The 10,313-nt window shown below is 60.6% G+C and carries 13 protein-coding genes; 4 read left to right on the forward strand and 9 right to left on the reverse strand.

The window, feature by feature from the left end; all coding sequences use genetic code 11:
• The 9 genes from BN873_RS21315 to BN873_RS08365 all read right to left on the reverse strand — a co-directional run.
• A partial coding sequence (locus BN873_RS21315; RefSeq protein ID WP_139031674.1) for an IS3 family transposase occupies positions 1-137 on the reverse strand: 137 nt, incomplete at its 3' end.
• A gap of 160 nt (positions 138-297) precedes the next feature.
• On the reverse strand, positions 298-585 hold the full coding sequence (locus BN873_RS08335) for a transposase (protein WP_048672804.1): 288 nt from the start codon (positions 583-585) through the stop codon (positions 298-300).
• A complete protein-coding gene (locus BN873_RS21320; RefSeq protein WP_082161173.1) occupies positions 531-851 on the reverse strand; it encodes an IS4/Tn5 family transposase DNA-binding protein in 321 nt (106 codons plus the stop codon). The genes BN873_RS08335 and BN873_RS21320 overlap by 55 nt, the downstream gene beginning before the upstream one ends.
• Positions 852-871: 20 nt before the next feature.
• The gene (locus BN873_RS08340; protein WP_048672806.1) at positions 872-1,597 is read right to left on the reverse strand and encodes a TetR/AcrR family transcriptional regulator; all 726 of its coding nucleotides are present in this window, start codon (positions 1,595-1,597) and stop codon (positions 872-874) included.
• Positions 1,594-2,994 (reverse strand): efflux transporter outer membrane subunit, encoded by a 1,401-nt coding sequence (locus BN873_RS08345; protein WP_048672809.1) that lies wholly within the window; start codon positions 2,992-2,994, stop codon positions 1,594-1,596. Before BN873_RS08345 ends, BN873_RS08340 begins: the two co-directional genes overlap by 4 nt.
• Positions 2,987-6,157, reverse strand: coding sequence for an efflux RND transporter permease subunit (locus BN873_RS08350; RefSeq protein WP_048672811.1), 3,171 nt, complete (start codon positions 6,155-6,157; stop codon positions 2,987-2,989). The genes BN873_RS08345 and BN873_RS08350 overlap by 8 nt, the downstream gene beginning before the upstream one ends.
• Before the next feature lie 12 nt (positions 6,158-6,169).
• A complete protein-coding gene (locus tag BN873_RS08355) occupies positions 6,170-7,366 on the reverse strand; it encodes an efflux RND transporter periplasmic adaptor subunit (RefSeq protein WP_082161174.1) in 1,197 nt (398 codons plus the stop codon).
• 303 nt (positions 7,367-7,669) lie between these two features.
• Entirely contained in the window at positions 7,670-7,984 is a 315-nt protein-coding gene (locus tag BN873_RS08360) for a transposase (protein WP_171820439.1), read from the reverse strand.
• 28 nt (positions 7,985-8,012) lie between these two features.
• Positions 8,013-8,771: an FkbM family methyltransferase gene (locus BN873_RS08365; RefSeq protein WP_048672818.1), complete on the reverse strand. Its 759-nt coding sequence runs from the start codon at positions 8,769-8,771 to the stop codon at positions 8,013-8,015.
• Positions 8,772-8,943: 172 nt separating this feature from the next.
• Between BN873_RS08365 and BN873_RS21240 the strand changes: the two genes are divergently transcribed.
• The 4 genes from BN873_RS21240 to BN873_RS21140 all read left to right on the forward strand — a co-directional run bounded on the left by BN873_RS21240 (position 8,944) and on the right by BN873_RS21140 (position 10,240).
• Positions 8,944-9,138, forward strand: a complete 195-nt coding sequence (locus BN873_RS21240; protein WP_071244083.1) for a hypothetical protein — start codon at positions 8,944-8,946, stop codon at positions 9,136-9,138.
• Between the two features lie 185 nt (positions 9,139-9,323).
• Positions 9,324-9,461, forward strand: a complete 138-nt coding sequence (locus tag BN873_RS21245; RefSeq protein WP_320411706.1) for a hypothetical protein — start codon at positions 9,324-9,326, stop codon at positions 9,459-9,461.
• Positions 9,462-10,064 carry a hypothetical protein gene (locus BN873_RS21250; protein ID WP_071244085.1) on the forward strand — a complete coding sequence of 201 codons (603 nt, stop codon included), beginning with the start codon at positions 9,462-9,464 and terminating at the stop codon, positions 10,062-10,064.
• 47 nt (positions 10,065-10,111) lie between these two features.
• Complete coding sequence (locus BN873_RS21140) at positions 10,112-10,240, forward strand: hypothetical protein (RefSeq protein WP_277921588.1); 129 nt, start codon at positions 10,112-10,114, stop codon at positions 10,238-10,240.
• The last annotated feature ends 73 nt before the right edge of the window (positions 10,241-10,313 follow it).

The following is a 10,313-nucleotide window of genomic DNA, read 5'->3' on the forward strand; positions in this document are numbered from 1 at the left end:
GGTGGTGGCTGAAAGCCCAGGTCGCCCATGAGCTGGCGGACCCGTTCACGTCCGATCGGTCGGTGCTGTTGGCGCAGGGCGTGATAGAGCCGACGATACCCGTAGTCGGTTCCGACGCCGCCACCACTTGGACCCAAGCCCGCGCGCGCCCGTGAGCCGTTGCCCGCTGGCGTCGCTGCGGACGATCCCGCCGATCATCCCGTAGCCGCCAACACGGTTGGCCCATCACGCGCATGAATCCTTTCAGCGCGAGTCGGGCTGCATACGGACGATAAAGCTGCGCCAGGGTGTCCATCTTCAAAACCGGGAGACTTTTTTTAAAATCTCGATCTCCAGCGCCTTCTCGCCCAGCAGTTTCTTCAGTTGGCTATTCTCCGCGTCCAGCCGCTGATCCGCCGTCTGCGCCTTCGCCCCGTTTAGCCCCTGACGACCCGCCGCTAGAAATTGCTCTTTCCACCGATGAATCTGATTCTCGTTCACCCCGTGCTGGCGAGACACCTCCGCGACGCTCTGGCGCTCGCTTAACACCGCTAACACGATCCCCAATTTTTCTTCAACAGTCCAACTTTGACGTTGCTTGCCCATCCTGTCCTCCACAAAAGTCTCTTCAGTTTGACTTCTGATGGAAGAAATTTCTGGGGCATTACCGCTAACAGCCGATAGGCCCCTTGCGTCTCCGCCCAGCCACCACAGGCCATCGGAATACTCGCCCCAGGCTGCGCCCCCAACCGTTCCGCTACCTGCACCAACCGTCGGCTCAGCCGAGCATCCCCCAATCTCGCACCCCCCAATTCCGCCGCCCAACTCACTAACGTCCCCTCCGTCATCTCATTCGCCTCGTGTCGTTTCATCTATCCCCTCCATGCGCCCACTACTCCGTGAAATCAAGATGTGTGGAATCGACAGCCATTGAGAGCGGGTGAGACACTTGATTGTGCTGGTCACCAGCGCAGATCGGATTCCAGCCGGGTGACGATTTCTGGCCGACCGGCAATAAATACGCTAACAAGGCGCTCACGCAGGTGCCAACCAGCTCAAGCTCCGCGCCTGGCTGTTTGATGGCCCGAAAGATCAATCCTTCGATGAAAGATTGCAGCGCGAATACCCGCTCGGCCACTTCCGCCGGATTCAGCGTATAACCCGCGTGCTGCCAAGTCTCCAGCAACCAATTACCGAGTTCAGCACGAATACGATCATCCGCGAGACGCAATGCTTCGGCAACCTGCGGCTCGCGTGTCGCCAAGGCGGCAATTTCCAAAAAAATCCCAGGCTCCAGGCCGCTTGCCTCATGATCCCGCCAGTTGATGAACCGCTGCTCGATTCGGGCCTTGATCTGCTCAATACCGGCCGGTAACTGTCGGATATCCGCTTGCACCTCATCCAGATGCTGCGCAATGATGGCCAAGATAATCGCGTTTTTGCTCTGAAAATAACGGTAGATCAGGCCCGCACTCATGCCGGCCGTTTGCGCGATGCTGGCCATGTTCGCGGCATGGAAGCCACTTTCGACGAAGCATTTCCGAGCAGACGCGAGAATTTTCTCGCACTGTGCCTCGCAGTGCGCTTCCGCTTTGGATTTTTGCGAAGTAGCGCTCATCCATCCCCCTCGGTCCAACCGCCACCCAGCACCTTATACAACGTAACCCGATTGATCTGAGCGGCCAGATACGTGGCAAGCAGCGCCTGCTGCGCGCCGTAAAGGGTGCGTTGGGCGTCGAGTAACACCAGATAGCTATCTCGGCCGGCCTGATAACGGAGACGGGATAGCTGTTCGGCACGAGTAGCCGCATCGACCAATGCGGTCTGCGCATCGTATTGCCGCACCAGCGTACCCGCTGAGGCTAAGGCGTCCGTTACCTCACGGAAACCGGTTTGAATGGCCTTTTCATACTGGGCCAGCGCGATATCCCGGTCGGCCACAGCATTGGCCATATTCGCTTCCAGGCGTCCCGCTTGAAAGATTGGTACGGTAACTTTGGGGATGAAACTCCACATCCAGGAACCTTTGCCGAACAGATCAAATAGTTCGGTACTGGCCGATCCGACACTGCCGGTGAGGCTGATGGATGGAAAGTAGGCGGCGCGGGCCGCACCAATGTTGGCGTTGGCCGCTCGCAACCGATGTTCCGCCGCTTGGATGTCGGGGCGACGCAACAACGTTTCCGAGGGCAAGCCAGGCGGCGGCGCGACAAATCCGGCTATCGGATCATCCGGTCGAACCGGCAATACCGCCGGTTCGACCGGGGCGCCAACCAGCAGGATCAGCGCATTGATATCGCGCAGGATTTGCCCGTCATACCGCGCCACATCGACCCGCGCCGATTCGACTTGGGTATGGATTTGCTCGACATCCAGCCCGGATACCGCGCCCAGGCTGAAACGCTTTTCAATCAGGCTCGCCGATTCCTGATAGTTTTTCAGCTTGGCCTGACTGAGCCGGGATAACTCCTGGTCGATAGCCAGCGTCAGGTAGAGAGTGGCGATGTCCGCGACCAGGACGATCTCCGCGCTGCGGCGGGTGGCTTCCTGGGCGAAATACTGTTGCAAGGCGATGTCGGTTAGAGTGCGCGCCCGGCCGAATAGATCTAGCTCAAAGCCGGTGACGCCGACCGTGGCGCTGTATTGGTTGCTGGACGGCACTTCGCCGCCGATGTGCTCCGACCCCACGCTGCCGCCGACCCAGGGCCACTGGCCAGCGCGCTGGCTGCGGTACTGCGCACGCGCTTTGTCGATGTTCAGGATCGCAACCCGCAAATCACGGTTATTGGCGAGCGAACGGGCGATGAGCGTCTGGAGTTTGGGATCGTGAAAGAACTCGCGCCAGCCGATGTCGGGCGCGGCCCGCGCTGGCAAGCCGGTTTCCTCGACGGACACCGGCCACTGCGTTGGCACGGCGGGATCGGGGAGCGGCGGCGCGGGCGGTTCGAGGGCGACACAGCCAGCGGTCAAGGCCGTCATGGCCAGTGCAAGCACTTTCTGTTTGAGCTTAGCCATGCGCTTGCACTCCTGCGGCGGCCAATTCCGACGATCCAGCGACGGCGGTTTGATCCGGCTTTTTACGGCCACCAAACAACCGCTGAATCATCAGAAAGAACAGCGGCGTGAAGAACATCCCCAGGAAAGTGCCCACCGCCATGCCGCCGAGTACGCCGGTGCCGATAGCGCGCTGGGTGCCGGAACCCGCCCCGACTGCAATCGCCAGCGGCAACACCCCCAGACCGAAGGCCAGTGAGGTCATCACGATGGGCCGCATCCGGTCGCGCACCGCATTCATGATCGAGGTGATCAAATCCAGGCCGCTTTCCAGATTGGCCTTGGCGAACTCGATAATGAGAATAGCGTTTTTACTGGTCAGGCCGACCGTAGTCAGCATGGCGACCTGAAAGTAGACATCGCGCTCCATGCCGCGCAGCCAGGTCGCCAGCACCGCGCCCAACACGCCGAGCGGGGCCACCATCAACACCGCCGTCGGAATCGACCAGCTTTCATACAATGCCGCCAAACACAGGAACACCACCAGCAACGACAACGCATACAGCAGCGGTGCTTGCGCCCCGGCTGCCCGCTCTTGATAGGACACGCCGGTCCATTCAATGCCGATGCCCGGCGGCAACTGCGCCACCAACCGCTCCACTTCGGCCATCGCCTCGCCGGTGCTGACACCGGGTTGGGCTTCACCGTTGATCTCCATCGCCGAGACGCCGTTATAGCGTTCCAGCCGGGGCGAGCCGTAGCTCCAGCGCGTGGTGGCAATCGACGACACCGGGGTCATTTCGCCTTTGTTATTGCGCACCGACCAGCGGTCGAAATCCTCCGGCGTCATGCGAAACGGCGCATCGCTTTGCAGATACACCCGCTTGACCCGACCCCGGTCGAGATAATCGTCGATGTAGCTGCCGCCCCAAGCGGTGGCCAGCGTGGCGTTGATGTCGGCCATCGATAAACCCAGTGCGGCAGCTTTCTGAATATCGACATCAACCCGCAGTTGCGGTGTGTCTTCCATACCGTTGGGGCGCACGTTCAGCAGCAGCTTGTTTTGCGCCGCCGCACCCAGCAATTGATTACGCGCTCCTAACAACGCGGTATGGCCCAGGCCAATGTTATCCTTGAGAAAGAAGGCATAGCCGTTGGCGCGGCCTAACTCCGGCACCGGCGGCGGCGGAAAGGCAAAGGCGCGGGCATCCTTGAACTGCATCAGCGCCCCCATCGCCCGAACGGCCACCGCGCCCGCACTCAATGCAGGCGACGTGCGTTCCGACCAGTCCTTGAGTTTGACGAAGGCCAGGCCGGTATTCTGGCCTGAACCGGCGAAGCTGAACCCCTGAATGCCGAATAGCGATTCGACCGCCTGGGTTTCCTTCTCCAGAAAATACTTTTCCACCTGGGCGATAGAGGCCAGCGTGCGCTGCTGGGTCGCGCCCGGCGGGGTCTGGATCAGCGCAAACAGAATGCCCTGATCTTCCGCTGGCAAGAACGCGCTGGGCAGCCGCAGGAACAACAGAATCATCGCCGCCACCAGCGCCAAAAACACCAGCACGAAGCGAATCGGTCGGGCCAAAATCCCGCGCACCCCGCCCTGATAGAGTAAGCCGCTGTAGTCAAACGCCCGGTTGAACCAACCAAAAAAGCCACGGGCGCCGTGATGCTCGCCCTTGTGCAGCGGTATGAGCATGGTCGCGCACAGCGCCGGTGTGAGCACGATAGCGACCAGCACCGACAAGCCCATCGCGGCCACGATGGTGCCGGAGAACTGGCGATAAATGACGCCGGTGGCCCCGCCGAGAAAGGTCATCGGCACGAACACCGCCGACAGCACCAAACCGATGCCGACCAGTGCCCCGGTGATCTGATCCATCGACTTGTGCGCCGCTTCCCGCGGTGACAGCCCCTCCTCGCTCATCAGCCGTTCGACGTTTTCCACCACCACGATGGCGTCATCGACCAGCAGACCGATGGCCAGCACCATCGCAAACATGGTCAGCATGTTGATGGAAAAGCCCAGCACCGACAGGATGCCGAAAGTACCGAGCAGCACCACCGGCACCGCGATGGTCGGGATGATCGTGGCCCGAAAATTCTGGAGGAACAGATACATCACCAGAAACACCAGCAGCACCGCTTCCCCCAGCGTCTCGACCACGCTCTTGATCGAGGCCCGCACAAACGGCGTGGTATCGAACGGCACTGCGGTGGTCAGACCGGCCGGGAAATTCGGCTGGAATTCCTTAAGCTTCGCCTCCACCGCCCGCGCCGTGGTCAGCGCATTGGCCCCGGTCGCCAGCGACACCCCGACGCCAGCCGCCGGTTTGCCGTTGAAACGGGAAATCACTTCATAGGTTTCGCTGCCAACCTCCACCCGCGCAATGTCGCCCAGTTTCAGCAACGAGCCATCGCTGGTACTGCGTACCACGATCTCGCGGAACTGTTCCGGCGTTTCCAGCCGTTGATTGGCCATGATGGTGGCATTCAGTTGCTGGCCGGGCACCGCAGGCGCACCGCCCAGTTGGCCGACGGTGACTTGTGCGTTCTGCGCCCGAATCGCCGCGATCACCTCGCTGGTGGTCAGGCGATAGGTGTCGAGCTTGTTCGGGTCCAACCAAATCCGCATCGCGTATTTAGCGCCGAACACCTGAATCTGGCCGACGCCTTCGACCCGGCTCAACGGATCGACCAGATTGGTGGCCACGTAGTCGGAGATGTCATCGCGCGACATGTGCCCATCCTGCGAGATGAAACCGACCACCATCAAAAAGGAGGTGGACGCCTTGGTCACGGTCACGCCCTGGCGCTGCACTTCCTGCGGCAGCAACGGCATGGCGACTTGCAGCTTGTTCTGTACCTGCACCTGGGCAATGTCGGGATTGGTGCCGTTTTGGAAACTGAGATTAAGCGTCGCCTGGCCGTTGGCCTGGCTGGTGGCGGACATGTAAAGCAAACCATCCAGACCCTTCATGCTCTGCTCAATGATCTGGGTCACCGAATCCTCGACCACGGTGGCCGACGCACCCGGATAATTGGCGTTGATCTGAATCTGCGGCGGCGCGATGGTGGGGTAGCGCTCGATGCCCAGGCGGGTGATCGACAGCCCACCCGCCACCATGATCAGAATGGCGATCACCCAGGCGAAGATCGGTCGGTCGATGAAGAAATGCGCCATGCGCCGGATTCCTTATTGCGGTGGCCCAGCGGGCTTGGGCGGCATGATCAGCGGCGTGTTCGCCACCGGCGGCGGCCCGGCTTCGGTCGCTTGAACCGGCATATCGGGCTTGACCTTCATCACCCCTTCGACGATGACCCGATCCCCGGCTTTCAGACCCTCCTCCACCAGCCATTTGTCGCCAAGCGCGCGACTGACCTTGACCGGACGGACTTCCACCTTACCTTCGGCATTGACAATCAGAGCGGACGCATTGCCTTTCGGATCGCGGGTGACGCCTTGCTGCGGCGCCAGCAGCGCGTTATCCCGCCGACCGGTGCTGACCACGGCGCGCACGTACATACCGGGCAACAGAAGATCATTGGGATTGGGCACGATGACTCGAATGGCCGTACTGCCGGTGGAGGGATCGACCGTTACTTCCGAGAAGGCCAACCGGCCCCGTTGCGCATACTTGGCCCCGTCCTCCAGCAAAATCGTCACTGGCAGATTCGTGGTGCTGGCGAGATTACCCGCCGCTACTTCTTTGCGAATTTGCAGGATTTCCGAACTGGACTGGGTGAGATCGACATAGATCGGATCGAGTTGCTGGATGGTCGCCAGCGGCGCGGTTTGATTGGCGGTGACCAGCGCGCCCTGGGTCACGGCCGATTTGCCGATCCGGCCGTCGATGGGGGCGGAAATCCGGGCGCGCTTCAAGATAATTTCGGCGCTCTCGACGGCAGCCTGCCCCACTTTTACATCGGCTTCCGCCTGCCGCAGCGCAGCGGTGGCGTCTTCAGCCTCCTGCTTGCTCACCGCGTTGGCCTTGACCAGCTCGGACGCCCGCTTGGCGGTCAGTCGCGCCGCTTCCAGCTTGGCTTGAGCGCGCGCCAGACTGGCCTTGGCGCTGTTCACATCGGCCTGATAAGTCTCATCGTCCAATTGATAGAGCGGCTGTCCGGCCTTGACCAGCTTGCCTTCGGTGAACAACTGGCCCTTGATGATTCCGCTCACTTGTGGGCGGACTTCGGCCACCCGATAAGGATTAGTGCGCCCCGGCAATTCGCGGGTCAGGGTCACCGATTCGGACTTGAGAGTAACAACCGTCACGGCGGGAGGGGGGGGTGCTGGCGGCGCTGCCCCTTGCGCGCGCGCTTCACTGTAAGCAGCCAGCACGAACCACAGGGACAGCGAGAGCAGACATCTGAATGATGCGCGGGTGGGCATGAGGGTGCGATCCCGTATCCTAGGCGACAAGGAAATATAGAAAACGAATGAAAATTCATTCAATCTCTCATAGAGAATGAACGTTCATTCACTGAATGTCAATCCCGCGAGGCTGCGGATTCTGTACCTCTTCAGGCTTCGCGGGCCAGGCGGATCGGCACAAATCCCCCTATCCCTGCCTCGTCTTGCAAGTCACCCTACACGCTTGACGGCCACGATTTCTGCTGCATACTAAAATAGTAATTGGTTACTATCTTATGCTTACCACCCATCAGTTTGAGCTAGGCCGTATTCACAAAATTGCTAGCGGAGCATGATCACGATGAGGGCGACGGTGACGAAAGCCAGGAAGTTGGTTTTGAGTTTTTCATAGCGGGTAGCGACTCGGCGGAACTGCTTGAGTTTGTTAAAAAGGCGCTCGACCTTGTTGCGCTGCTTGTAGCGTTCCTGGTCGTAGACGACGATCTCCAAGCGATTGGACTTGGGTGGGATGACCGGGGTGATGCCCTTGGCGTCGAGCTTGGCGCGGATGGCGTTGCTGTCGTAGGCTTTGTCCATAGCGGCGTGCGGGAACCGCCGCCGACTCCCGCGCGGCGCAGCGCCAGCAGCAACGACCAAGCTTGGTCCGGCGCAAGAACGGGCGGAGTCATGCCGTTCGCAGCCGGGCGTAGAGGTCACCCGAATCGCCCAGTCCGGCAAGCGTATCGAGCCAGACCAGGCAGGCGTCGGCCTCAAGCCAGGCCGGGGAATGCAGGCGCTGCACTTCACCGACCGAACCATTGAATTCGTAGGGTCCCAGCGTCGCCAGATACGCCACACAGGCCCGCGCCGCGTCCAGATTGGCCCGCAGATACTCAAAGGACAAGGCCTGAATGGGCTGCGTCAGACCCTTCAAGACATCCAGTTCGTAACCCTCCACATCGATCTTGCAGAACGCAGGCAGACCGTGTGCAGCGATCAGTTGGTCCAGGGTGGTGACCGGCACGGGGACGGCGTAATCCCAGGATACCCGCTCGAAACCACGCTCCCGTTGCACCGCCGCGATCCAGGCCGCCGACAGACTGCTCACAGTAGGGGTGTGCCTGCTGATGAACAGGTTGGCGACGCCGGGTGCGGCTCCAACTGCCTGTTCAATCAGGGTGATCGAGGCATGAGCGCCGAACCTGCGGCGCAGCAGGGCCATGCAGTGCGGTTGTGGCTCCACCGCCACGATCCGCGCGCCCAGCGGCAGCCAGGCCCGCAGTCGGCTGCCCACATGTGCGCCCAGATCGAAGCAGAGATCGCCAGGCTGAATGAAGGTTGCGTAGAACTGAGTCAACCGGCGGCGACGCAATGGCAGGCCATGGTACATCAGCACCGAGCGCCACAGTCCCCACCAGAGCGTGCAACGATTCCAGAGCGTCATGGTCGGTTCAACGAAGGGTAAAGAAGTAGCGAGAAAATTGGCGATGCTGGCCCGCACCCGCAGTATAACGGCGCCAGTCGGTCGATAGGGGTGATTTTGGTTCGTGTCCTCACCACCTATCAATTTCGAATTTAAGCTATCTGGCGAGTTTAACTGAGATAGCGAGGGGCTGATGGGAACGGTACGGCAGTTGGCGATCACCATTGAAGAGGGGTTGCGTGCCGCGCTGCCGACCCTGCGCAAGACGGTGGTGACGAAGTGGGCGTTAGCGGTAGGGGCGCTTCTGGAAGCGCAGACGCCGAACACAGTGGACTTGGCGAATGTCTTGCCGCTGGAGACGGAACGGCAGGGCATGCGCGAGCAGTAGCTGCGCCGCTTGTTAAAGAATCCGTTACTATCGAGTGCGGCGGTGCTGGAACCGTGGGCCAGTCAAGCCTTAGCCGCCGCGGGTCAGCATGGAGAGACGATCATTTTGAGTATGGATCAAACGGATTTGGGGGATCGGTTTGCGATCTTGATGATCGGCTTAGGCGTTGCGACCGGGCGCTACCCTTGGCATGGACGGTGGAAGCGGGTCCTGCGAATCTCGGCTTTGCTGCCCAGAAAGTCCTGTTGGAGCGGGTGCGGCCGTGGCTCCCGGCTGGGGCGGAGGTGTTACGGTCGGCCGACCGCTTCTATCCCTCCGTCTAGTTGTTCCTCTGGCTCCACGCGCAACCCAGCTGGCATTACCGGTTACGGCTGAAAGGGAATCTGAATGTCGATCCGGGGTTTGGCGACATCGTGACGACGGGCGAACTGGCGGCGGGGCAGACCGAGCGCTATCTGCCCAATGTCCGGTTGTTCGATCACGGGGTACCCACCCATCTGGCGATTTGGCATGAAGGCGGACACCCGCAACCCTGGATGATCGCCATGAAGGACTCACCGAATCGGGCGACCGTACGCGATGACGCCGGTCGCTGGGGGATGGAGCCGATGTACTCCGACTTCAAAAGTCGAGGGTTTCAACGGGAAGACACCCGGTTACGCGCCGCAGACCGGCTGGATCGGCTGCTGGTGATCATGGCCCTGGCCCTGGCCATGCATTGGTGTGTGTGCGTGGGTCAAGAGGAGGCCTGCGATCACCCGACGCCGTTGGAAAAAAAACTCAAGAGCAAACAGACCCCAACCATTGGACCTTTAAAAAACTGGCTCGGAGTGCCGTGTCCTGGTTCAAACGCGGTTTGCGCGCACTTGAAAGGCGACTCCAAATGCAACAACCCTTACCATCCTTCTACCTCGTTTGCCCCGTGATGAGAAACTGATAGGTGGTGAGCTATCTTATGTGAGGGTAAGTAGTGATGGCTCCCAAAATCCGCCTGCCGACCGAAGCGCGCCAGAAAGAAATCATTGGCGCGGTGCTGGCGCTCGCTGCCGACAACAGTCCCGACGCCATCACCACCCGCGAGACTGTAAATTCGATTGTGTAAATGCTCCACTGTAGGAAACGAGGACACTGACGTGTCAGGAGCATTGACGATGACGACACCATTAAGCAAAGTA

It is taken from the genome of Candidatus Competibacter denitrificans Run_A_D11, assembly GCF_001051235.1.
Taxonomy (GTDB): domain Bacteria; phylum Pseudomonadota; class Gammaproteobacteria; order Competibacterales; family Competibacteraceae; genus Competibacter_A; species Competibacter_A denitrificans.